Source organism: Pseudomonas sp. DE0157, from assembly GCF_007678615.1.
Lineage (GTDB): Bacteria > Pseudomonadota > Gammaproteobacteria > Pseudomonadales > Pseudomonadaceae > Aquipseudomonas > Aquipseudomonas parafulva_B.
Genome location: NZ_VEJN01000019.1, coordinates 14,512 through 40,356, shown reverse-complemented (window position 1 = coordinate 40,356; position 25,845 = coordinate 14,512). Strand labels below are relative to the sequence as shown.

The following is a 25,845-nucleotide window of genomic DNA, read 5'->3' as shown; positions in this document are numbered from 1 at the left end:
ACAGGGGTAAAGTTAGTCGTGTGGAGGCAGTTTAAACAGAGCGAAGTTGGATAAGAACTGTTGCGTAAAAGGTAAGTATCGGGGCTGGAATGGCGGGGATTTTCTTTGAAATGCCCGGTTTAGAGCCTTGTAGGGAACTAGTGAGAGCCGAGGTTCAGAGTGGGCGTTAGGGGGCTTACATTCAGACGGTTACTGGACGCGGACGGAGCGCACGCTTGCCTCGGCCAGAACGGCCACGAAGGTGGCAGCTGCAGGTGCTCAGCTTCGCAGCTCACATTGCCGGGGCCGCAAAGCGGCCCCGCCCCTAGAACCCGATAAACGCGTAATAAACCGGTGGCTGGTCAGTCACCTGTACCCCGTGCGCCTGTAACTGTGCCTGCAATGCCGCATCCTCGACATGCAGAGCCCAAGATCCCCAGATGTCCTGGGGCAGCTCTGCAAGCGCTGTGGCAAACGCATGCATGTCAGGCAAGTAGGCAGTAAAGCCGTTGCCTTTGAGCGCGCTAGTCGTCATGCCCAGTGCATGGCAGACCGCCACCTTGGCCGCGATGTCCTCCCTGTCTGCCTGCCGAGAGGCCTGCACCAACGCCTGCAACTGGGCATCGACCAACTGCGTGCCGTGGATCAGCTCAGGCCCCTGTTGCCAGGCCTCAGGCGGGCAATCCTTGCCCTCGGGCCGCAAGGGGATGTGCGGGTTGATTTCAACCGGATAGATCCTGCACACCAGTGGGCGCTTGTCGTAAATGGCGCACAGGTCGTTGTCGTCCAGATAGCGGCAGCGGCCAGGGTTGAAGGCCGCGAAGGTTACCGACACCCGGATCTGGCCGTCGGCACTGGGCACGGCGTGAGAGCGCAACAGCACATGTTCGCGTTGCTCAGGAGGCATGCCAGGGCCGTCGACGACGAATGCCTCTATCAGCACGATTACCTGCCCACCGTCGCGGGCCCAGCGCTGCGACTCGACCAGGGTCAGGGGCACATGGTGGCCGCTGCAGCACTTGCCGCAGCCGGTGCAGGCGAAACGCAGGCTATCGCTCACTTGGTTTGCGGGCTCCATTCACTTACATACGCCCGCTGCTGCTTGCGGTCATACAGGCACAACTCGGTACCGGTCCGCTGCTTCATGTGCTTTTGCGGGTACACGCCCTCGACCAGCAGAGCGCTCATGCCGGTCTGATCGTCGAACTCGGCGGGCTTGCCGCGAGCATGGGCGTTCTTGAACTGGCTGGCAGCCAGGCAGGCCTTGAGCATCTGCTGACGGTGCTCGTTCCAGGCCTGGCTGCTGGAGGCCTGGACGAGGCCGCTGAACAGGGCGCAACTGATCAGGATGAGGCTGATACGTTTCATGCGTGGCTTCCTGCTGGTTGCGAGAGGGTCTGGAAGTATGCCCCAGTCAGTCCGAGGGGCAAACCCGCAGCCGTGCTGGCAGGTCAGCGCTCAGCGAAGACCACGGCCCGCGCCGCCACCACCAGGCAGTCGGTCAACTCGGGGGACGAGAACTTGGTCAAGATGGCGTTGGCCCCGGCCTGGGTCGCCTTTTCGCTGCTCATGGCGCTGTCCAGCGAGGTGTGCAGCAGCACGTACACGTGCTGAAAATCCGGGCTCTCGCGCAGGCTGCGGGTGAAGGCATAGCCGTCCATCTCGCTCATCTCGATGTCCGAGACGATGACATTGATCTCCTGCGCCGTGCCTTGCAGCTCCAGCAGAATGCCGATGGCGTCCTTGGCACTGCGGGCGGTACGGCACTCGATCCCCAGGTTGCGCAGGGTATGCACCGACTGTTGCAGGGCGACGTTGCTGTCGTCGACCACCAGGATGTTGGCGGCGGCCAGCAGGCTGGCGTCCTCGACGCTCAGGCCACTGGCGGTCGATTCGACGGGTGCCGGGGCGATGCCGTGAATGACCTTCTCGATGTCGAGCACCTGCACCAAGGTGTTGTCCACCCGGGTAACGCCGGTTATGAACGACTGTTTGCCCGCACCGTAAGGCGGCGGTTTGATGTCGGTGCTCAGGCAGTGCACGATGCGGCTGACCGCCTGCACGTGCAGGCCCTGGCGCGAGCGGCTGATCTCGGTGACGATCAAGCACCCTGCGTTGGGGTCGGCCAGCGGTCGCTCGCCAATGGCGCGGGACAAGTCGATCACCGACAGCGGATGCCCGCGCAGGGTCGCCACGCCTTTGACATGCGGGTGGGACTCGGGAAGCTTGGTCAGCGCCGGGCACGGAATGATTTCGCTGACCTTGAGCAGGTTGATTGCCATCAGCTTGCCGCTGCGCAGGGTGAACAACAGCAGGGACAACGCGTCCGCGCGGGCATTTTGCTTGGCCATGGTGACCTTCGGTGGGGAACAGGGGATAACAGGTTATCGGCCTGTTCCGTCAAGGCTTTAGGGGCGCCTGCGCTAACGTTCGCGCAAGGCTTCCTTGGCCCGGTTCAGGGGTTTGATGAGGTAGTCGAGTATGGTCTTCTCCCCGGTGCGAATATCCACCGTGGCGATCATCCCCGGCACGATCGCAAACTGCTTGCCGGCCTTGTTCTGCAGGCTGTCCTGTTCGGTACGAATGAACACCCGGTAATAATAGATTTCAGGTTTGACCTCGTCCTGCAGGGTATCCGGCGAAATCCCCACCACCTTGCCGTCCAAGCCGCCGTACACCGAATAGTCGTAGGCGCTGATCTTCACTTTCGCGGCCTGGTCGGGGTGAATGAAGGCAATGTCCCGTGGCGCGATGCGGGTTTCGATCAGCAGGCGTTCATCCATCGGCACGATCTTCATCACCTGGCCGCCGGGCTGCACCACACCGCCCAGGGTATTGACCTCGATGTCCTTGACGATGCCCCGCACAGGCGAGCGCAGGGTCAGGCGCGTCAATGAGTCGCTACGGCCACGAATCACCTCCGACAGGCTGTCGGCCTCGGCACTGGCCTTGGCCAGCTCTTCCCTGGCTCGCACCAGGTACTCCGAGCGCGCCTCGGTGGCCTTGAGCTCCAGTTCCGAGCGTTGACGGTTCAGGCGGATGACCTCGACGCGGCTGGAGGCGCCCATCTTCGCCAGGTTTTCGGTGATCTTGAGCTCGCTGCGCACCAGCCGCAGCGAGTCCTCGATACCGGCCAATGTCTGCTCAAGGCCACGGCGGCGGGTGGTGTACAGCGCCGTCTCCGCCTCGATCAGCTCGGGCGACTCGCGCAGGCTGGCCGGGAATTTCAGCGGCTTGCCCGTGACCTCTGCCTGCAGCCGCGCCTGGCTGGCCTTGGCCGCGCGGTACTTGGCTTCGCTTTCGCCCACGCTCGATGATGTCTTGGTCGGGTCAAGCTGGGCCAGGACCTGGCCGCGCTCGACAAGGTCACCTTCGGCCACGCTCATCTGCGCGACGATGCCTCCTTCGAACGACTGGATGACCTGTTCGCGAGAGCTGGGGATGACCTTGCCCGTGCCGGTGGACACCTCGGTCACCTCGAACCAGGCAGCCCAAGCCAGGAATGCCGCCAGCATCACCGCGCACAGGGTGATCAGGCGCCCGGCCCGAAACACCGCCTGGTCATCCTGACCATCGAGATAAGAGGCGGGAAGTTCATGGTTGCTCATGCCTGCGCTCCTTGCAGTTTGGCCAACGCGGCGTCGCGCGCGTCGTCGATCACGATACGGCCGCCGTCGAGCACCAGGATGCGGTCCACCCGTTGCAGCACGCTCAACCGGTGGGTGGCTATCACCAGGGTGCGGCCCTGGCAGAAGCGGTCCAGGTTATCCAACAACCGGCGCTCGGTAATGTCATCGAGCGAAGCAGTAGGTTCGTCCAGCAGCAGCACCTGCGGCTGGCGCACCAGCAACCGCGACAGCACCAGCGCCTGGCGCTGCCCACCGGACAGGCCCAGGCCGCCTTCGAGGATCAGGTGATCCATGCCTTTGGGCAGGCGACGCACGAAATCCAGCGCACCGGTGGCCGACAGCGCCGCCACCAGCTCCTGATCGCTGGCCTGGCCGGCGCCCAGGGTCAGGTTCTCGCGCAGGGTGCCGTGGAACAGCCTGGCGTACTGGGCCAGCAAGCCTACGTCACGGCGCAGGTCGGCCGGGTCCAGGTGCGCCATGGCGATACCGTCCAGGCTCACCTCGCCCTGCATCAGGTCCATGCTGCCGGCCAGCGCCTGCAGCAACGTCGACTTGCCAGCGCCGTTGCGGCCAAGCACGGCAATGCGCTCACCCGGACGAATGTCCAGCTGCGCGATGTTGAGCACAGGCGGCGCTTCTTCGCTGTAGCGGAAGGTGGCCTGGCGTAAGCGGTATTCACCGCGCAGGGCAGGCATGTGCACCCGTGCCTCGCCTTCAGGATGGTCCACTGGCGATTGCATCAGCTTGTCCAGCCCTTGCAGGGCCACCTTGGCCTGCTGCCATCGGGTCAGGACATGGGTCAGTTGGGCCAGCGGCGCCATCATGCGCGAGGCCAGCATGGAGGCGGCCACCAGGCTGCCGGTGGTCAGGTCACCGGCGATCACCATGGGCGCACCGATCACGATGACCACGGCGAACACGGCCCCTTGCACATTCTGCGTCCAGGCCACCAGCCCGTTGGTGAGGGTGCGCAGGCGCAGGTTGGTGTGGGCGCAGGCGGCGTTGTACTGGTTCCATTGCCGCTCGAAACGCGCTTCGGCTTGCAGGGCCTTGATCTCGTCCAGGCCTTGGATGCTCTCGACCAGCATGGCGTTGCGCAACGAGGACTCGCGCATCGAGGCATTGGCTAACCGTGCCAGGCGCCGCTGCGCGAGCAAGCCCGGCACCACCATCGCCACCAGGGCTACGATCGGCACGAACACCAGCACGCCGCCGATCAGCCAGAACACGAACAGGAACAGCAGGAAGAAGGGCAGGTCGGCCAGTGCCGTCGCGGTGCTGGAGGTGATCAGGTCGCGGATGGACTCCAGCTCGCGCAACTGCGAAATGAACGAGCCGGTGGACTTGGGCCGCACCGAGTTGCGCAGGCGCAGGGCGTGGCCGTAGACCAGGTCGCTGACGCGCAGGTCGGCTCGCTTGCCCAACAGGTCGGTAACCTTGAGCCGCAGCAGGCGCATGCTGAAGTCGAACACCAGCGCCAGCACCACGCCGCCAAACAGCACATACAAGGTCGGCAGCGATTCGGCCGGAATCACGCGGTCGTAGACCTGCATCGAGAACAGCACCCCGGCCAGCGCCAGAACGTTGGCGACCAGCGAGGCGATCATCACTTGCCCATACGGGCGCAGGTCGCGCAGCACGATGCGGGCGAACCAGTGACGGTCGTACGGGGCGGTGTAGTCATCGGTGCGCACATCGCGCAGTGGCCGTGCAGGGCGCAGCAGTGCAACGCGGGTGATCCTGCCTTGCAGCGCATCGCGGGGCAGGCGCGAGGTCAGCCCTTGATCGCCTGCGAAGACCACCGCCAGGTCATCCTCCTGGGTCACCGACTCGACCACGGCCAATTGGCCGTCATCAAGCTCCAGCACCAGCGGCGTGCGCCATTGCCGCAAGCCTTTTGCGTCGAAACGCACAAAGCGCAAGGCCAGGCCGGCCTGGCGTGCCATGTGGCGCAGGATTTCGTCCAGGGGCCGGGCATCCTCATCGGCGGCCAGGCGGATGCGCTGGGGGGACACGTCCAGACGATAGTGATGCGCGACCTGCAGCATCACCTCCAGCCAAGGGCCGAGGTCAGCCCGCGCGCTGGTGGCAGGTGCCGGGGCGTGGGCCTGTTCGGGCAGTGTCACATTGACCGGATCGCTCATGGCTGAATCTCCACACCTTGCAGGTTACGCCCCTCGAGGCCGAAGGCCGCCCGCAGGGCGCCCGTGTTGTAGAGGCAGTCCACGTCCAGGCGCAGCAGGTCGGAACGAGTGCCGGCCAGTTCGAAGCGCGACTGGTAGATTTCCTGCTCGGCATTGAGCAAGTCGAGCAGGGGGCGCGTGCCCAGGTCCAGGTACTGGCGGCCGTAAAGCATCCGCGCTTCCTGAATGCTGTCCTGGCGGGCCTCGAGCGAGCTCAGGCGGCGGCCCAGCCCCGCTGTTTGCGCGGTGGCTTCGGCCAGGCCGCGGCGGGCCTGCAAGCGCGCGGCATCCTCGGCCGAATCGGCGGCCGTCAGGGCATAGCCCGCCGCGCGACTGCGGGCACTGATGGAGCCGCCCTGGTAGATCGGCACCTCCACGTTGAGGTAGATACCGGCCTGGGTACGGTCCAGGCGTGAGTTGTCACGGTTGTAGTCATTGTCCAGGTAGTGGTTGACCTGGGGCTGCAACGACACGGTAGGGTAGGCCTCGGCCTTGGCCTGGGCCAGTTCGGCCTGGCCCTGGGCACGTTGGGCAAGCGCCATCAGTACCGCTGGCAGGCGCTCGTCGCCCTGGCTCGGCCGCTTGCAGGCCTGGGCCAGTTCCCGAGGCGTTCGTTCGTCCAGGGAGACCGGCGTGGCGCGTCCGAGCAAGGCCGCCAGGGTCGAGCGCCAGCGCTCGTATTGGGCACTGTATTCTTCCAGCACGGCGCGGGCGCTTTGTACCCGCGACTCGGCCTGGACCACGTCGGAGCGGGTGCTGGCGCCCATGTCACTGCGCTGGCGGGCCATGCTGGCAATGTCGCCTACCCCACGGATCTGGTCACGGGCAATGCCGATCAGCTGCTCATAGCGGCGCGTTTCGATCCAGGCGTAGGCCGTGTCGCGGGCCAGGTCATCGACCACCAGCAGGATATTGGCCTGGGCCCGGGCGGCTGCGGCCTGGGCAGCGCTGACCGCATGATCGACCTTGCCGAAGTCGTACAGCATCTGCTTGAGCGACAGGTTGATGGCCTGGCTGCTGCGGTCACCGCCGTAGCCGGTGTCATAACCGGTACGCAGGCCGCCGGAAATCTGCGGGTAATAACCTGCGCGGGCGACATTGATACCTTCGCCTTGCTTGTACAGGTTGCCGATGGCCTCGGCGATGCTCGGGTGCCATTGCGCGGCTTGCAACACGGCCTCGGACAGCCCCAAGGGCTGCGCGTCGGCGACCGGGGCCATGCCCACGGCGGGCCTTGCCGGTACCGCGTCAGGCGCGTCCCTGAGCAGGGACGGCCCGATCTGGCGTAATGCAGGGTCTATGTCATCGGCGGCCTGGGCCACCGGTTGAAAATTCAAGGCCAGGAGCCCGAAGGCTCCCAGCAACCACGGTGAAAGCGTACTGCTTGGCTTCACAGAGTGTCCTTACTGCTGGTCATCGTCCTTGCCGCCGGGGGTGTACCCGTCGGGTTTGCAGCGGCCTCAGACCACATGGATACCGCTTTGCACCCACAAGTGGTGACTCGGATCCTCCTGGGCCGTGTATTGGTTATAGTCGATACCGTCGGCAGTTTGGTTCCCCACCTTGCTCCAGGTGTCGGTCATGTGAACCGAGTCACTTTCGTCCCCCTTGATGATCAGCGTGTCGTTGGCGCTGTCGGTGACCGCCACCACATCGGCCAGGGTCAATGTCAGGGTTACTGCGCTGGTGTCGTTGAGGTCGATGGTTTCGATCTCGTGCACCCGCCCGACCAGGTTGCCCAGGTCGATGCTGGCATCGCCGCCATTCCAGAGCAGGGTGTCGCTCCCGTTTGCTCCGTTGATGCTGGCAAAGGCCTGGTCGCTGATGACCAGCGTATCGTTGCCCGCGCCCCCGTCGAGCGCGACCGCGCTACCGGTGCTGGCCACCAGCGTGTCATCGCCATCGGTGCCGGCGATCACCTCGCTGGCAGCGACTGCGGCGACACTGGCCAGCGCCGCGCCCTCTTCACCGGTGTCCGCCATGATCGCAGCGGTGGCGGCAAAGCCGGTGACTGGGTCAAGGTTGATGGTGAGCGTGGCGGTGTCGGTGGTGCCGTTGGGGTGGGTCAGCTCGTAGGTGAACACTTCCCGTTGCCCGATCACCGACGAACTGAGACCGGCGTCGAGGGTATAGGCGTAGCTGCCGTCGGCCTGTACCACCAAGGTACCGTAGTTGCCCTGGACGATGGCCCCGTTATAGCCCGGAATGGTGAAGGTGTTCGCCGCCGTCAGCACGCTCAGCACCGTCAGGGGCGAGCCCAGGTTGTCGGCGCCCGCGCCGTCGGTCAGCAGGTTGCCGGTGACCGGCGTGTAGCTGCCCACCACGAACTCGTTGAGGTGAGTGGCCGTGGCATTGACCGTGGTGGTCAGCGAGCTGAGCAGCCCAATGCCGCCTGCGGTGACCCGCACGTGGTAGGTGCCGGCGCCCTGGTTCTGGAAGGTGTAGCCCGCACCGCCGCCCAGCAGGGTCACCAATGAGCCACCACCCACTGTCTGCACCGTCACGTACTGCCCGGTGGCCGGGTTGAGCTTGAGCAGCTCGAGCGTGGTGCCGTTGAGCAGGGTCAGCAGGTTGGTGGAGTTGAGCACGACCTGTACATCAGCAGTGGTGTTGGCTGCCACGGTGGTGGTGTAGGTGGCCGAGCGGGTACCGAGCACCGGCAAGGACAGCGGTGAGAACGTGGTGGTGCTGCTGGTTTGCAGGTTCACCAGGCTGATGTTGGTGTTGTCGACGTCGTTCACCGCATCCACCACGGTGGCTGGCGCTGCATAGTTGGTGTTGCTCCACACCTCGGTGGCTTGAGGGCTGTCGATGCGCACGTACAGGTTGGCGGTGTCGGACTTGCCGTTCGGATGCACCAGTTGATAGCTGAATACATCCACCTTGCCGACGCTGCTCGGGCTGCCGTTGGGGGTGTAGGTGTAGCTGCCATCGCCCCTGATCACCAGCGTCCCGTACTGGCCCTGCACCGTGGTGGCGCTGCCAGCGGTCACGTAGCTCCCGCCTTTGAGCACCTGCAGGACCGCGTCGCTGTCCGGCCCACGCGCATCGGTAGTGCCATCGATACCCACGTCGGTGACCACGTTGCCGGACGTTGCAGCGCCTGTACCGGTGAACTGGGTCAGGCTGGTGGTATCGACCTGCAACGTGGTGTTGACCGTGGTCAGCAGGCCGATGCCGCCGCTGCCCACGGTCAGCCGGTAGTCACCGGCACGCAGCTCGCCGATGTCCACGCGCAGGCCTTGGCCCAGCGGCAGCAATACCAGGTCGAGCAGGCCCTGGCTGTTGCCGGTGGCCAGCGTCACCCAGGCGCCACTGGCATTTTTTACCTGCAAGGTGAAGGTGGCGCTGTCCAGCAAGGCCAAGGCACTGCCCGTGTTGAGCGTCAGCGTGGGGTCCGCCGTTGTCCCTGCGCCCACTGTCCAGGTAAAGGTCTTGCTGAAGCCTGCCAGCAGGGTGCTGAACGAGTCCTGGTAGGTGCGGCTGCTGACGACGGGTGCGAGGTTGACCACGGCAGTGGCCAGGTTGTCGCTTGCGATGACCGGTGCATTGGCGTCCACATCGGGCGCGGTAACGGTGACGTTGCCCGACACGTTGCCGCGTGGGTCGCTCAAGGTCACCGACAGCAGCTGGCCATTGTCCTGCGGTGGGTTCAAGGCCACGGTGAAGCTGCCGTTAGGCTGCACGGTACCGGTTTGCAGCACCGTGCCGGTCGCGCTGCGCACGGTGACGGTGGCGCCGGGCTCGCCAGTACCGGTCAGGCTGGTACCGTCGGCATTGACCTGCAGGTTGCCGGCGACCGCTGGCGGAGTGAAGTCCGGCGCCGTCAATGCCGTAGGCGTTGAAACGTTGCCAGCTGCGTCCGTGAGCGTAACCGACAGCGCCTGGTTGTCGATCTGCGCAGCCGCCAGGCTGACTACGAACAACCCGTTGCTGCCGACCGTGGCAGTGCCCAGCACGGTGCCGGCGCTGTTACGCACCTGCACCGTGCTGCCGACCTGGCCCGAGCCGCTGACGGCGGTGCCGGTGGGGTTGATGGTGGCAAGCGGCGCGGCAGGCGGCGTGGTGTCGGGTGCGAGCACGCTGGCGCTGCCGGACAGGTTACCGGCGGCATCGGTCTGGCGTACCACCAGCAGTTGCCCATCGTTCTGTGGTGAGCTCAGGGCGATGGTAAAGGTGCCGTTGGCCTGCACCACACCGGTACCGACCTGGCCTCCTGGGCCTTGCACGGTAACGGTAGCGCCTGCTTCACCGTTGCCGGTCAGTACGGTGCCCGCACCGTTGACCACCACGTTGGTCGGCGCAGCAGGTGGTTGGACGTCAGGCGCGGTGAAGGCGGTGTTGCCAGAGGCGTTGCCCGCCGCGTCGGTCTGGCTGACGGTCAGCACCTGGCCGTTCAACTGCGGTGCGTTCAGGTTGATGCTGAACTCGCCGGCGGCGTTGACCTGCCCGGTGCCCAGCACCGCATTGCCGGCGCTGCGCACGGTCACTGTCGCGCCCGCTTCGCCGGTGCCGGTCAGTACCAGGCCATTGCTCGACAGCGCGGCGATGACCGGGTTTGCAGGCGGGGTGATGTCTGCCGCCACCACGAAGGTTGGCTGCGACTCGCCGCCAACCAAGGCAACGGCCGTGACGGTCAGTTGCTGCCCGTTGAGTTGTGCGGCCGTCAGTTGCAGGCTGAACGTGCCGTTCAAGGTGGCGCCGCCGACACCGATCTGGTTGCCCGCCGGATCGTATACCCGAATGCCCGTTCCCGAAGGCGCATTGCCCGACAAGGTCAGGCCATCGCTGGCCAGCACGACGTTGGTAGGGGGTACCGGAGGAGGTGCCAACGGCGTGACGAAGGTGATGCTGGCAGACGTATTGGCCGCCGCATCGGTCTGGTAGACCACCAGCGACGCCACTGAGCCGGCAGGCGGACTGGTGACGATCTGGAAGGTCCCGGCGTCGCTGACTTCACCGGTACCGATCACCGTCCCGTTTTTGCTGATGGTGACGGTTGCGCCTGGCTCGCCACGGCCTGTGATCACGGTGAAGGTGTTGTCCACCGCCAGGTCTGTAACGGCACCGGGCGGCGAGGTATCCCGGGCCAGCAAGGTGGCCGGGATCGACGCGTTGCCTGCTGCGTCGATGGAGACCACGGTCAGAAGCTGGCCGTTGTTCTGGGCTGGGTTCAGGGCGACGGTGAAGGCACCGCCCGCCGCTACCTGGGCGGTGCCGACTTCGACACCGTCCGGCCCGCGCACGCTGATGGTGGTGCCGGCTTCGGCCGTACCGGTGAGGGTCTGGCCGGTGGCATTGAGCACAAGGTCACCCGGCTGCACCGGTGGGGTGAGGTCAGGTGCTTGCAGTTCCACGCCGGGCGATGGGTTGCCGGTGGCATCCTGGGCGATGAGTGTCAGCACTTCACCGTTGATCTGTGCCGGCGTCAGTGCCACCACGAAGCGGCCGTCAGCGGCGACGACCACTTGGCCGACCAGGTCGCCCTGGCTGTTGAGCACCGTCACGCGCGCCCCGACTTCGGCTGTGCCGACCACCTGGGTGCCGCTGCTGTTGATGGTCGCCACCACCGCTTCAGGGGGCGTGATGTCCAGGGCAGTCAGGGTGCTGACCGGCGAGACGTTCTGGGCAGCATCGGTCAGGGTCACCTGCAACCGCTCGCCATTGAGCTGCGGGGTTTGCAGGGCGATGGTGAAGGTGCCTGCGGCGCTCACCACTCCCGTGCCGATCTGCGTCGTGCCCACGAACACCCGCACGGTGGCGCCCACTTCGCCGACGCCACCTAGGGTGTCGCCTGCCGCATTGAGGCGTAACTCGGTCGCCGCTGCTGGCGGCGTCAGGTCGGGCGCCTGCACCGTGACCGCCTCGCTGACGTTGCCAGGTGGGTCGGCCTGCAGCACGGATAGCACTTGGTTATCGATCTGAGCCGGCGACAGGTCCACACGGAAGCTGCCGTCTGCCAGGACTGTGCCCGTGCCCAGCGCCACGCCCGCTGCATCCCTGACGGTTACCGTGGATCCCGGCTCACCCAAGCCGGTGACCACGCTGCCATCGGCGTTGATTGCCACCTGAGTCAATGGCTCTGGTGGGGTGAAGTCAGGCGTTTGCAAGGTGGCGATCGGCGAGACATTACCGGCCGCATCAGCCTGGGTGAAGCTCAGCACCTCGGCGTTGGTGAGCGGCGGGTCGAGGGTCAGCGTGAAGTTGCCGCTGGCATCGACGATGGCGCTGCCGATGTCCTCACCCGCTGCGTTGGTGACGGTCACTTCTGCGCCGGCTTCGCCGCGCCCCGTAATGGTGACGCCGTCGCTGGAGACCGCCAGCTCCGCCGGTGCGGTGGGCGGCGTGGTGTCAGGCGCGGAGATGATGCTGGCGCCCGATTGGTTGCCGGCGGCGTCGGTCAGCAGCACCTGAACCTGTTGCCCATTGGCCTGAGGCGCCGTGAGGTTGACCTGGAAGGTGCCATCGACGCGCACGGTGTCGGTACCCAGCACACTGCCGTCAGCAGCGATCACCCGCACGGTGACGCCTGGCTCGCCTGTACCGTTGAGCAGGCTGCCACCGCCAGCGAACTCCAGGTCCTGTGCAGGTGTTGGCGCGGTGCGGTCTGGCGCGGTAAGGCTGACGCTGTTCGATTCGTTACCGGCCACATCGGCCTGGCTGGCATTGAGCAGCTCGCCGTCCAGTTGTGCCGTCGCCAGCGTGGCGCTGAAGTTGCCAGCGGCATCGACCACGGCGGTGCCGAGTTCGATACCACCCTCGCCGGTGATGGTCACGGTAGCGCCCGGTTCGCCGCGGCCGGTCACGACCAGGCCATCGCCAGACAGCACCAGGCCGGTCAGCGGCAGCGGCGCCGTGGTGTCCGGCGCCTGCAGCGTGGCAGGTAGCGAAACCGCGCCGTCGGTGCCAGTGGCGGCGATCAGCAGCACTTCGCCGTTGGCCTGCGCGCTGCCAAGGTTGACCGTGAAGCTGCCGTCATTGGCCACTGGGCTGCTGCCCAGGAGTTGCCCATTGGTGCCGTACACGTTGACGGTGGTGCCGCTGGCTGCCGTTCCCGATACCGATAGCCCGTCGGCTGCCAGGACCAGGTCTGCCGGGGTTGCCGGTGCCAAGGGCCCAGGGGCGTTGATCGATTGGGCAGGCGATACGTTCTGCGCTGCATCGGCTTGCACCACGCTGAGGGTTTCACCCACCAGTGCCGCAGGGCTCAGGCTGACATTGAAACGACCGTCGGCTGCGACCACGGCTGTGCCCAGCAGGCTGCCATCGGCTGCGCTGACGCGCACGGTGGCGCCGGCCTCACCGGTGCCCACCAGGCTCGCGCCGTCGGCGGACACGGCCAGGTTGCTGACGGCGGGCGGCGGCGTGGTGTCTGCTGCGGTATAGGGCGCAGCGGTCGAGACATTGCCGGCAGCGTCGGTGGCGGTCACCTGCAAGGCCTGACCGTTGGTCTGGGGAGCATTGAGGGTGATCTGGAAGGTGCCGTTGGCAGCGGCGACTGCCGTGCCCAGCACGTTGCCGGCGCTGTCGCGCACGGTCACCGTGCTGCCTGCTTCGGCGCTGCCGGTCATTTGCAGGCCTGAAGGGGCGAGCAGCAGGTCGATCGGCGCGTCGGGTGCCGTAAAGTCCGGCGCAGTCACGGCAACCGCCACCGATGTGTTGTTGCCCGCATCGGTCTGGGTGACGCTCAGGCGCTGCGCGTTGAGCTGCGCGCTGTCCAGGGTCAGGGTGAAGCTGCCATTGGCCGCGACCAGTCCTGTACCGAGGATGGTGCCGTCGACCCCGCGTACGCTGACGGTGGCGCCTGCTTCGCCCAGGCCGGTCAGGGTCAGGCCGTTGTTGTTCAGCACCACGTTGGTCAGGGCGGCCGGGGGTGTGAGGTCTGGCGTGGTGAGGTTGACGGCAACCGAGGTGTTGCCGGCGGCATCGACCTGGGTGACGCCGATGGCTTGGCCATTGGCCTGGGGCGTATCGAACACCACGGTAAAGCGGCCGTCCACACCCACAGTCGCCGTTCCTAGCACGGCGCCGGAGGCGTTGCGCACCTGCACGGTAGCGCCGGGTTCACCGCTGCCGGACAGCTGCCGGCCATCGCCGCTCAACTGCGCGTCGCTCACGGCTGCCGGCGGTGTGCGATCTGGCGTGGCCAGGCTGGCCGGTGCCGACACGTTGCCGGCTGCATCGCTGAGGGTGACCTGCAGCGCGCTACCGGTTGTCTGGGCGCTGGGCAGGGTGATCTGGAACTGGCCACTCTGGTTGACGGTACCGGTGGCCAGTACCGCGCCGCTGGCATCGCGAATCGTCACCAGCGCCCCGGCCTCACCCTGGCCGCTGACGACCGTGGCCGCGTTGTTCAGGCTCAGGTTGTCGGCAGCCAGAGGTGCCTGCAGATCGGGGGCTTGCAAGGTCGCGGCCAATGACACGTTACCGGCCGCGTCCGCCTGGGTCACGATCAGGTTCTGGGCATTGGCCACTGGCGGAACGAAGTTGATCGTGAACAGGCCATTGCTGCCCACGGTCGCGCTGCCCAGGAAGTTGCCCAGGCTATCGCTGACGCGCACGGTGGCGCCCACTTCGCCCTGGCCGGTCAAGGTGCTGCCGATCCGGTCGATGGCCACGTTTGTCGGTGCATCCGGTGGTGTGGTGTCTTCGGCGACCACGGTGGCTGGCACCGAGGGCTGACCGCCTGCCGTCGCTCGCGCGGTGACCTGCAATTTCTGCGCATTGAGCTGGGCATTGAGGAAGAACACGCGGAAGATGCCATCGGTGCCAACCGTCGCCGTGCCCAACGTGGTACCGGCGGATGTCACGGTAATCAAGGTACCGACGGTGCCCTGGCCGGTCAGCAGGAAGCCGTCGTCGCTGATCGCCAGGTTGCTTGGGGCCGCGACTTCGTTGCCGGTCGGGCCTTGCAGCTGTACTTCGGTGGAGGCGTTGCCGGCCGGGTCGATCACGACCACGTCGACCGTTTCGCCCGTGCTCAGGGGCGGGTCGACCGGGATCACGAAGGTGCCGTCCGGGCCTGCCGTTTCACTGCCGCGCTCGGAGCCATCAGGATTGCGGATGACCACCGTGCTGCCAGGTTCGGCTGTGCCGCCGACCGTGGTGCCATCGGGGCTCACGCTGACATCGGTAGCTGGCAGCGGATCGGTGTTGTCCGGTGCTGTCACGCTGATCGGCGCCGACGCATTGCCAGTCGGATCGGTGACCACGACGGTGACCGTCTCTCCATTGTTCTGCGGGGTGGGCAGCGTCACGCTGAAGCCGCCGTCGGCGTCTACTGGGACAGTGACTTGGCCCCCGGCACTGTCGCGTACCGTGACGGTCTGGGCGCCAGGTGCGTTGCCGGTGACGGTGGTGCCGTCTTCGCTGACCACAACGCCAGTGGGTTGCGCAGGTGGGGTGATGTCCGGCGCGGTGACCTGACCGGGCAACGAAACGTTGCCGGCACCGTCGATCAGCACGACGTCCAGCACTTGCCCATCGAGCTGCGCAGGTGACACGGGGACGATGAAATTGCCGCCCTCAGGCACCACGACGCTGCCCAGCACGGTGCCGTCAGCGGCACGTACTTCTGCCGTGGCGCCAGGTTCGCCAACGCCCTGGATGGCAGTGCCGCCCGGGGTGATGACCAGACCCGTGGCGGTTGACGGTGGAGTGCTGTCGTCAGCCGTGAGCGTGGTTGGAGGTGACAGGTTGCCCTGTGCGTCGATGAGGATTACCGACAGCACTTCACCATTGGTTTGTGCAGGGGTGAGAGGGACTTCGAAGTTGCCATCGACCCCTACTTCGACGCTGCCCAGCACATTGCCGGCGACATCGCGGACCTCGACAGTGGTCCCGGCCTCACCTCGGCCGCTCAGTACATTCCCTGCGCCATTGAGCGTGAGGCCAACAGCCGCCACAGGCGGTTCGAGGTCAGGCGCCGTCAAGGTGCCAGGAACGGAGGCGTTGCCGGCGGGGTCGGTTTGGGTGATTGATAGCGCCTGGCCACCGAGTTGCGCCGGTACCAGGGTAACGCTGAAGTTGCCGTCGGCTTGGACCTCGGCAGTGCCCAGCACGATGCCGGCGACGCCGGTCACCGTGACTTGTGCGCCGGGCTCGCCCGTGCCCGTGACGACGGTGCCATCAGCGGACACCAGCAGGGTGCCGGGGATGGCCGGCGGTTCATTGTCTGGTGCAGTCAGGTCGACGGCCTGGGACAGGTTGCCGGCGGCATCGCGCTGTTCGACGCTCAGCACCTGGCCATTGGTCTGCGCGGGGTCGAGCGTGACCGAGAATGCGCCGTTGTCGCCTACTTGGGCAAAGCCCAATACGGCGCCGTTCGGGCCGCGCACGGTCACCGTGGCGCCGGCTTCGCCAGTGCCGCTCACCACGCTGCCTGCGCCGTTGATGACGGCGTCGGCGACCAGTTGGGGTGGCGTGGTATCCGGCGCAGTGAAGGGTACCGGGCCTGCGCTGTTGCCCAGGTTGTCGGTGGCTTCCACGCTCAAGTTTTCGCCGTTGCGCTGGGCAGCGGACAGGGTGACGTCGAAGCGTCCGTCGGCGCCCACGGTTGCGCTGCCCAGCACAGCGCCGTCTGCGTCGCGTACGGTAATGATCGAGCCGACCTGACCTACACCGGTCAGATGGATACCCGCGGTGTCGATAGCCAACGCGGAAGGCTGCAACGGGCCGTCCAGATCGGGCGCCGTGACGGTGGCGCTCGAGGTATTGCCTGCGCCATCGCGCACGGTGACTTCCAGGGTCTGACCATCGGTCTGCGGCGGCGTCAGTTGCACGCTGATGACGCCGTTGGCACCGATCTGAGCCGTGCCGAGCACGTTGCCATCGGCATCGGTGACCTGCACCGTGGCCCCTGCCTCGCCACGTCCGGTCAACACGCTGCCGTTGGTGCTCAACTGCAGATCGGTAGGTTCATTGGGGGCCGTGATGTCGGGAGCGACGATTTGCACGGGCAACGAAGGGGTGCCGTCGCCATCGATGGCGACCACATCCAGGGTTTCACCGTTGGCCTGGGCCGGTGTGAGGCCCACGGTGAAGCTGCCGTCAGGGTTGGCCTGAACGGTGCCGATGACATTGCCCTGCGTATCGCGCACTTCCACCTGGCTGTTGCCAGGGGCTGTGCCGCTGACCGAGGTGCCGTCGCCAGCCACCACGATGTCGGTCGGGCTAGCCGGTACGGGGGCTTGCGAAACGGTGACGTCTATCGCCGTGGAGACATTGCCGGCTGCATCGGTCTGCACCAGCGTGATGGCCTGGCCGGCCACCAACGGCGCATCGAGGTTGACGACGAAGGTGCCGTTGGCCGCGACGGTGCCCGTGCCGATGACCAGGCCCTCGTCATTGCGCACCTGCACGGTGGCGCCCGGCTCGCCCCTGCCTGCAACGGCAAGGCTTCCCGCACCTGCCTGCACGTTGCTGACCGGTACCGGCGGCGTGATGTCGGGGGCGACATAGCCTAGCGGCACCGAGCTGTTGCCTGCGGCGTCGGTGACGGTCACGGACAGGGCCTGACCGTTGGCCTGGGGCGGGTCGAGTGTGAGGGTAAAGGTGCCGCCGGGCTGGGCGATGGCGCTGCCGATCAGGGTGCCGGCGGCGTCGCGCACTTCAACGCGCGCGCCGGCCTCGGCCGTACCGCTCAAGGTCACGCCGTTTTCCAGCGCCAGGTTGGCCGGTTGCAACGGCGCCACCTGGTCAGGGGCGGCCAGCGAGCTTGGCACGGAGATGTTGCCCGCTGCATCGGTGAGGGTGACCTGGAGCGCCGAGCCGTCGATCACCGGCGTCTGCAACTGCACCACGAAGCTGCCGTCGGCTTGTACTGTGCCGGATGCCAGCAGTTGGCCCTGGTCGTTGCGCACTTGGACAGTGGTGCCGGCTTCGCCGCGCCCGGAAACAGTGGCGCCATTGGCGCTGATCACCAGGTCGGTGGCAGGTTGCGGCGGCGTGGTGTCGCCGCCGTTGTCGATCACAGGCGCAGTGACCGAGCCCGGCAATGAGGCATTGCCGGCGGCGTCGGTAGCATTGACCTGCAGCTGCTCGCCGGCCACTTGTGGCGGATTCAGGGTGATGCTGAAGACACCGGTCGCACCCACTACGGCCGAACCCAGCACAGTGACCCCATCAGCGGCCAGCACGCGTACGGTACTGCCAGCTTCGGCGCGCCCCGTGACGATGCTGCCGTCGCCATTGACTTGCAGCTCGCCGGGGATGGCCGGTGGCGTGATGTCCGGCGCCGTCACCTGCACAGGCAGGGAGGCATTTGCGGCGCCATCGATGGCCACCACGTCGAGCAATTCGCCGTTCGCCTGAGCCGGGTTGAGCACGACGGTGAATGTGCCACCGGCGCCTACCACCACACTGCCGACTACGTTGCCATCGGCATCGCGTACCTGCACCTGGCTGCCTGCCGGGGCCGTGCCGCTGATGCTGGTGCCGTCCTCGGCCACCACCAGATCGCTCGGGCTGGCCGGGGCCGGAACCAGAGGAACGTCGAACAGCAGCGGTTCGGACCCATTGCCGCTTGGGTCGGTCTGCACGAGGCTCAGGCGTGCGCCGGGCTGGGCAGGTGGGTTGAGTTCGAGCAGGAAGGTCCCGTTGCCACTCACGATGCCGCTGCCGATTACGCTACCGTTCGCATCGCGCACTTCTACGCGCGCGCCCGCTTCGCCTCGACCGGCCACGGTCAGGCCGGCGTTACCCACCACCACGTTGCTTACCGAAGCCGGCGGCGTGATGTCCGGCGCTTCGAACTGCAGCGGGGTCGAGGTGTTGCCGGCGGCATCTACCAGGCGTACATCGAGTGCTTCGCCGTTGGCCTGCGCGGGTGCCAGGGTGATACTGAAGTTGCCGTTTGCATCGACCAGGCCGGTGCCGATCACGGCCCCATCCGCGGTGCGTACCTGCACCGTTGCGCCAGGCTCGCCGCGACCGGTCAGCGTGACGCCGCCTTCAAGGGCAAGCGCGGTTGGTTGGGCAGGCGCCAGCAGGTCGGGGCTGACCACGGTGGCTGGGGTGGAGGCGTTGCCGGCGGCATCGGTGAGCACGACTTGCAGGGTGCTGCCGTCCTTGACCGCAGGGTCCAGCGTGACCTGGAAGGTGCCGTCGGCATTGACGGTGCCGCTGGCCAACAGGTTGCCTTGTCCATCGCGTACCTGCACGGTGGCGCCAGCCTCGCCGCGCCCATTCAGTTGCGCGCCGGCAAGGTTGATGGCCAGGCCCGTGGCAGGTGCAGGCGGCGTGTTGTCCACGGCGTCGATGTCGGGCGCTGTGACATTGCCCCCAGCAGAGGTGTTGCCCGCCGCGTCGGTGGCCGTGACCTGCAAGACCTCGCCGTCGACCTGCGGCGGGTTCAGCGTGATGCTGAAGCTGCCGGTGGCGCCGACCACTGCACTGCCCAACACCGTGGTGCCATCGGCTGCCAGCACGCGCACAGTGCTGCCAGGCTCGCCACGTCCGCTGAGTACCGTGCCGTCGGCATTGACGGCCAGTTCGCTTGGCGTTGCAGGTGCAGTGATGTCCGGGGCGATGATCTGGGTGGGCAGGGAAGAAAGCCCTGCACCGTCGATCGCGACCACATCGAGCAGTTCGCCGTTGGCCTGCGCGGGTGCCAATTCGACCGAGAAGCTGCCGTCAGGGCCTGCGACTGCGCTGCCCAGCAACGCACCGTCCGCGCCGCGCACTTCTACCCGAGTACCTGCCGGGGCGGTACCGGTCAGGGCGGTACCGTCTTCTGACAGTGCCAGTTCAGCAGGGCTGGCGGGCGGATTGGTCGCTGGCACCGCGAATGTCACGGCGATCGAAGCATTGCCGCTGGGGTCCACCTGGATCAGGCTCAGTTGCTCACCGGGCTGCGCGGCAGGGTCGAGATTGACCAGGAAAGTGCCGTTGGCGGTAACCACGCCGCGACCCAGCAGGTTGCCATCGATGTCACGCACTTCAACCGTGGCACCGGCTTCGCCACGGCCACTGAGTGCGGTACCCCCTGGGCCGACCAGAAGGTTGGTCACGCCTTCGGGTGGCGTGATGTCCGGGGCGTTGAACTGCAACGGCTCAGACGTGTTATCCGCTGCGTCGACCAGGCGTACGTCCAATGCCTGGCCGTTGGCCTGGGCAGGGGAGAGGGTGACTGTGAACAGGCCGTCGTCGCCAACAATTGCCGAGCCGATCAGGGTACCGGCTGCGGTACGGACCTGCACGGTCGCACCTGCTTCACCGCGGCCAGTCAGGGTCACGCCGCCAGCCAACGCCAGTTCGGTTGGCTGTACCGGGGCGATCAAGTCAGGGGAAGTAACGGTCGCGGCCTCGGACACATTGCCAGCGGCATCGGTGAGCGTGACCTGCAGGTCGCTACCGTCCTTGACGGCGGGGTCCAGGTTGACAGTAAAGGTGCCATCGGCGGCCACGGTACCGGTTGCAATCAGGTCACCGGCCGCATTGCGCACTTGGACCGTGGCTCCGGCTTCACCGCGACCACTCAACTGGGTACCCGCCACACCCACTACCAGGTTGGAAGCCGCTTCAGGCGGAGTCGTATCGCCGCCGCCGTCAATGTCCGGCGCGGTGACCGAACTGGCCTGGGATGCATTGCCCGATGGATCGGTGGCAGTGGCTTGCAGCACTTCGCCGTCCACTTGGGCAGGGTTCAAGGTAATGCTGAACACGCCGGTGGCGCCGGCGACCGCCGAGCCCAGCTCGGTGCCGTCAGCGGCCAGAATGCGCACGGTGCTGCCCGGCTCGGCGCGGCCCGTGACCACGGTGCCGTCGGCACTCACCGCCAGCTCTGCGGGAGCGGCGGGAGCCGTGATATCGGGGGCGGTGACCTGGGCGGGCAGTGACGATACACCGTCGGCGATGGCCACCACATCCAGCAGTTCGCCGTTGGCCTGGGCCGGGTTCAGATCGATGCTGAAGCTGCCGTCGGCATTGGCGATGGCGCTGCCGACCAACGCACCGCTGGCATCGCGCACTTCGACGCGCGAGCCTGCCGGGGCAGTACCGGTAAGCACGGTGCCGTCGGCGTTTACCGCCAGGTTGGCTGGGCTTTCCAGGGCTGGGGTCAGGGGCACTTCGTAGTCGACGGCGGGCGAGGCGTTGCCGCTAGGGTCTGTCTGCACCAGGCTCAGTTGCTCGCCGGGTTGCACGGCGGGGTCGAGGTTGACCAGGAAGGTGCCGTTGGCAGTGACCACGGCGCTGCCCAGCAGGGTCCCGTTCGCATCGCGCACCTCCACCGTTGCACCTGGCTCGCCTCGGCCCCCGATGACGGTACCGCCAGGGCCGACCAGCACATTGGTGACCGCTTCTGGCGGAGTGATGTCAGGGGCGTCGAACTGCAAGGGCGTCGAGGCATTGCCTGCCGCATCGACCAGGCGTACGTCCAGTGCCTGGCCGTTGGCCTGGGCAGGGGAGAGGGTGATGCTGAAGGCGCCGTCTGCGCCCACGGTGCCTATGCCGATCACGGTGCCGGCGGCATCGCGCACTTGCACGGTAGCACCCGGCTCACCGCGGCCGGTGAAGGTAACGCCATCGGCCAAGGCAAGGTCGGTGGGTTGCGCAGGCCCTACGAGGTCTGGCGATGCCACGCTGGCGGCTGGCGAAGTGTTGCCTGCCGCGTCGGTCAGGGTGACTTGGAGGCTGCTGCCGTCCTTGACGGCGGGGTCCAGGCTGACGGTGAAGGTGCCATCGGCACCAACGGTGCCCGTGGCGAGCAGGTTGCCTGCGGCGTCGCGCACTTGCACGGTGGTACCGGCTTCGCCGCGGCCAGTCAGTTGACTGCCTGCTAGCCCGATGACCAGGTCCACGGGCGCGTCTGGCGGTGTGACGTCACCACCGCCATCGATGTCCGGTGCTGTGACTGCACTGGCTTGGGATACGTTGCCCGCCGCATCGGTGGCAGTGGCTTGCAGTACTTCGCCATCCACTTGGGCAGGGTTCAGGGTGATGCTGAACACGCCGGTGGCGCCGACGACCGCCGAGCCCAGCTCGGTGCCGTCAGCGGCCAGAATGCGCACGGTGCTGCCCGGCTCGGCGCGGCCCGTGACCACGGTTCCGTCGGCACTCACCGCCAGCTCTGCGGGAGCGGCGGGGGCCGTAATATCGGGGGCGGTGACCTGGGCGGGCAGTGACGATACACCGTCGGCGATGGCCACCACATCCAGCAGTTCGCCATTGGCCTGGGCCGGGTTCAGGTCGATGCTGAAGCTGCCGTCGGCATTGGCGATGGCGCTGCCGACCAACGCACCGCTGGCATCGCGCACTTCGACGCGCGAGCCTGCCGGGGCAGTACCGGTAAGCACGGTGCCGTCGGCGTTTACCGCCAGGTTGGCTGGGCTTTCCAGGGCTGGGGTCAGGGGCACTTCGTAGTCGACGGCGGGCGAGGCGTTGCCGCTAGGGTCTGTCTGCACCAGGCTCAGTTGCTCGCCGGATTGCACGGCGGGGTCGAGGTTGACCAGGAAGGTGCCGTTGGCAGTGACCACGGCGCTGCCCAGCAGGGTCCCGTTCGCATCGCGCACCTCCACCGTTGCACCTGGCTCGCCTCGGCCACCGATGACGGTACCGCCGGGGCCGACCAGCACATTGGTGACCGCTTCTGGCGGAGTGATGTCAGGGGCGTCGAACTGCAAGGGCGCCGAGGCGTTGCCTGCCGCATCGACCAGGCGTACGTCCAGTGCCTGGCCGTTGGCCTGGGCAGGGGAGAGAGTAATGCTGAAGGCGCCGTCTGCGCCCACGGTGCCTGTGCCGATCACGGTGCCGGCGGCATCGCGCACTTGCACGGTAGCACCCGGCTCACCGCGGCCGGTGAAGGTGACGCCATCGGCCAGGGCCAGGTCAGTGGGTTGGGCAGGCCCTACGAGGTCTGGCGACGCCACGCTGGCGGCTGGCGATGTGTTGCCTGCCGCGTCGGTCAGGGTGACTTGGAGGCTGCTGCCGTCCTTGACGGCGGGGTCCAGGCTGACGGTGAAGGTCCCATCGGCACCGACGGTGCCTGTGGCGAGCAGGTTGCCTGCCGCGTCGCGCACTTGCACGGTGGTGCCGGCTTCGCCGCGGCCAGTCAGTTGACTGCCTGCTAGCCCGATGACCAGGTCCACGGGCGCGTCTGGCGGTGTGACGTCACCACCGCCATCGATGTCCGGTGCTGTGACTGCACTGGCTTGGGATACGTTGCCCGCCGCATCGGTGGCAGTGGCTTGCAGCACTTCGCCGTCCACTTGGGCAGGGTTCAAGGTAATGCTGAACACGCCGGTGGCGCCGACCACCGCCGAGCCCAGCTCGGTGCCGTCAGCGGCCAGAATGCGCACGGTGCTGCCCGGCTCGGCGCGGCCCGTGACCACGGTGCCGTCGGCACTCACCGCCAGCTCTGCGGGAGCGGCGGGAGCCGTGATATCGGGGGCGGTGACCTGGGCGGGCAGTGACGATACACCGTCGGCGATGGCCACCACATCCAGCAGTTCGCCGTTGGCCTGGGCCGGGTTCAGGTCGATGCTGAAGCTGCCGTCGGCATTGGCGATGGTGCTGCCGACCAACGCACCGCTGGCATCGCGCACTTCGACGCGTGAGCCTGCCGGGGCAGTACCGGTAAGCACGGTGCCGTCGGCGTTTACCGCCAGGTTGGCTGGGCTTTCCAGGGCTGGGGTCAGGGGCACTTCGTAGTCGACGGCGGGCGAGGCGTTGCCGCTAGGGTCTGTCTGCACCAGGCTCAGTTGCTCGCCGGGTTGCACGGCGGGGTCGAGGTTGACCAGGAAGGTGCCATTGGCAGTGACCACCGCGCTGCCCAGCAGGGTCCCGCTCGCATCGCGCACCTCCACCGTTGCACCTGGCTCGCCTCGGCCCCCGATGACGGTACCGCCAGGGCCGACCAGCACATTGGTGACCGCCTCTGGCGGGGTGATGTCAGGGGCGTCGAACTGCAAGGGCGCCGAGGCATTGCCTGCCGCATCGACCAGGCGTACGTCCAGTGCCTGGCCGTTGGCCTGGGCAGGGGAGAGAGTGATGCTGAAGGCGCCGTCTGCGCCCACGGTGCCTGTGCCGATCACGGCGCCGGCGGCATCGCGCACTTGCACGGTAGCGCCTGGCTCACCGCGGCCGGTGAAGGTGACGCCATCGGTCAGGGCGAGGTCGGTGGGTTGCGCAGGCCCCACGAGGTCTGGCGATGCCACGCTGGCGGCTGGCGAAGTGTTGCCTGCCGCGTCGGTCAGGGTGACTTGGAGGCTGCTGCCGTCCTTGACGGCGGGGTCCAGGCTGACGGTGAAGGTGCCATCGGCACCAACGGTGCCTGTGGCGAGCAGGTTGCCTGCCGCGTCGCGCACTTGCACGGTGGTGCCGGCTTCGCCGCGGCCGCTCAACTGTGTGCCGGCTAGGCCGACCACTAGGTCCACAGGTGCATCCGGCGGTGTGGTGTCACCGCCATCGACCAAGGGCGCGGTGATGTTGGCTGCCGGCGACGTATTGCCTGCTGCGTCGGTAGCGCTCACCGCCAGGGCCTGGCCAGTGGTCTGCGGGGGTTGCAGCGTGATGCTGAACAGGCCGTCGGCGCCCGCGATGGCGGTGCCCAGCAACGCACCGCCAGGGCCGCGTACCGAAACGGTAGACCCAGGTTCGGCCCGCCCGGTCAGGGTGGCCCCTTGGGCATCGACGGCCAGGTTGGTCGGTGCGAGCGGCGCTGTGAGGTCTGGCGCAACGACGGCACCCGGTGCAGAGACGTTGCCAGCGGCGTCGGTCAGGGTGACTTGCAGGTTCTGGCTATCAAGCTGCGCCGGTGTGAGCACCACCTCGAAGGCTCCATTGGCCCCCACCACGCCGCTGCCGATCACATTGCCGGCAGGGTCGCGAACGTTGACCGTGGTGCCGGGTTCGCCGCGGCCCGACAGGCGCGTGCCATCAGCGGAGACAACGAGCGCCACGGGCGCATCAGGAGCGGTGGTGTCGGTGCCATCGACCACTGGAGCCACAATACCAGCTGCGGCGGACGTGTTGCCCGCTGCATCCTCGGCCGTGACCTGCAACGCCTGGCCCGCTGTCTGTGCCGGTTGCAGGGTAATGCTGAACAAGCCGTCCGCCCCAGCCGTGGCCGAGCCCAGCAGCACGCCGTCAGCCCCTCTGACCGACACCGTGGAACCGGGCTCGGCGCGGCCTGTGAGCGTTGTACCCTGAGCGTCGATGGCAAGTTCGGTCGGCGCCAGCGGAGCGGTCGCATCCGGCGCGGTCACGGTGCCCGGTGCAGACACATTGCCGGCTGCATCGGTCAAGGTCACCTGCAGGTTTTCGTTGTTGATCTGGGGGGCGTTGAGCGCTATATCGAAGCTGCCATCGGCCCCGACCGTACCGGTACCGAGCAGGTTGCCAGCGGCATCACGAATGTTCACGATCGCACCCGCTTCACCGCGCCCCGACAGGCGCAGGCCATCCGGGGAAACCAGCAGGTCGATGGGGGTTGCCGGTGCCGTGGTGTCAGGTACTGCACCGCCACCACCGCCACCACCGCCGCCGCCGCTACCGCCGCCCAGCGCCGCCGCGCCGCCGCCCACGCCGAGCAATCCCAAGCCTGCGATGGCCCACGTCGGCATCGCGTCGCCCGCCGTACCGATGCCTGCAACCAGTTCGTCCAGAGAAGCCACTTCGTTGAAGGTGAAGCCGGTGAAAGCCTGAGCATTGTATTCGGCTTGCCAGAGGGTGCCGTCTTCGCCGACGAACACCATGTCGCTGCCGACGCCTGCCTGGTTCACCGCGAAGAAATTACCGATGGTGACCTTTTCGCCGGACTTGAGCGTGACGATCAAATCCTGCCCGCGTTGCGTGACGGTGGCGACCTGGTCGGGCGCGACGGGCATCTGCACGACGCCTGGGCCATTGAGAGTGATATTGCCCCAGGCATTCTGGGTGGCGACGGCGGACTGCTTATCGGCGACGACGATGTTTTCCATGAAGTGCTCCCTGCTGGTCGACTGATCCCCCCGGCCAGAATGCGGCCGGCATTGCTGCACCAGGTCCTCTGGAACGCGATGCGGCAGCCTCGACCGGTCAGTCGAGGCGTGGGCGTTTAGGAGATATAGCAGCCG

7 protein-coding genes are annotated in these 25,845 nt (G+C 66.9%); all 7 read right to left on the bottom strand.

Going from position 1 to position 25,845, the window contains the following annotated elements:
- Nucleotides 1-304 precede the first annotated feature (304 nt).
- Nucleotides 305-1,039: a YkgJ family cysteine cluster protein gene (locus tag FS777_RS19165; RefSeq protein ID WP_145257155.1), complete on the bottom strand. Its 735-nt coding sequence runs from the start codon at nucleotides 1,037-1,039 to the stop codon at nucleotides 305-307.
- Nucleotides 1,036-1,347, bottom strand: a complete 312-nt coding sequence (locus FS777_RS19160) for a hypothetical protein (protein WP_144964457.1) — start codon at nucleotides 1,345-1,347, stop codon at nucleotides 1,036-1,038. Before FS777_RS19160 ends, FS777_RS19165 begins: the two co-directional genes overlap by 4 nt.
- 83 nt (nucleotides 1,348-1,430) lie before the next feature.
- Nucleotides 1,431-2,330 (bottom strand): chemotaxis protein, encoded by a 900-nt coding sequence (locus FS777_RS19155; RefSeq protein WP_145257151.1) that lies wholly within the window; start codon nucleotides 2,328-2,330, stop codon nucleotides 1,431-1,433.
- Nucleotides 2,331-2,402: 72 nt separating this feature from the next.
- Nucleotides 2,403-3,587, bottom strand: coding sequence for an HlyD family type I secretion periplasmic adaptor subunit (locus FS777_RS19150; protein ID WP_023534727.1), 1,185 nt, complete (start codon nucleotides 3,585-3,587; stop codon nucleotides 2,403-2,405).
- Nucleotides 3,584-5,752, bottom strand: a complete 2,169-nt coding sequence (locus FS777_RS19145) for a type I secretion system permease/ATPase (RefSeq protein WP_058639428.1) — start codon at nucleotides 5,750-5,752, stop codon at nucleotides 3,584-3,586. Before FS777_RS19145 ends, FS777_RS19150 begins: the two co-directional genes overlap by 4 nt.
- Nucleotides 5,749-7,185, bottom strand: a complete 1,437-nt coding sequence (locus tag FS777_RS19140; protein ID WP_058639427.1) for a TolC family outer membrane protein — start codon at nucleotides 7,183-7,185, stop codon at nucleotides 5,749-5,751. Before FS777_RS19140 ends, FS777_RS19145 begins: the two co-directional genes overlap by 4 nt.
- A gap of 66 nt (nucleotides 7,186-7,251) precedes the next feature.
- A complete protein-coding gene (locus FS777_RS19135; protein WP_145257148.1) occupies nucleotides 7,252-25,710 on the bottom strand; it encodes a BapA/Bap/LapF family large adhesin in 18,459 nt (6,152 codons plus the stop codon).
- Between the last annotated feature and the right edge of the window lie 135 nt (nucleotides 25,711-25,845).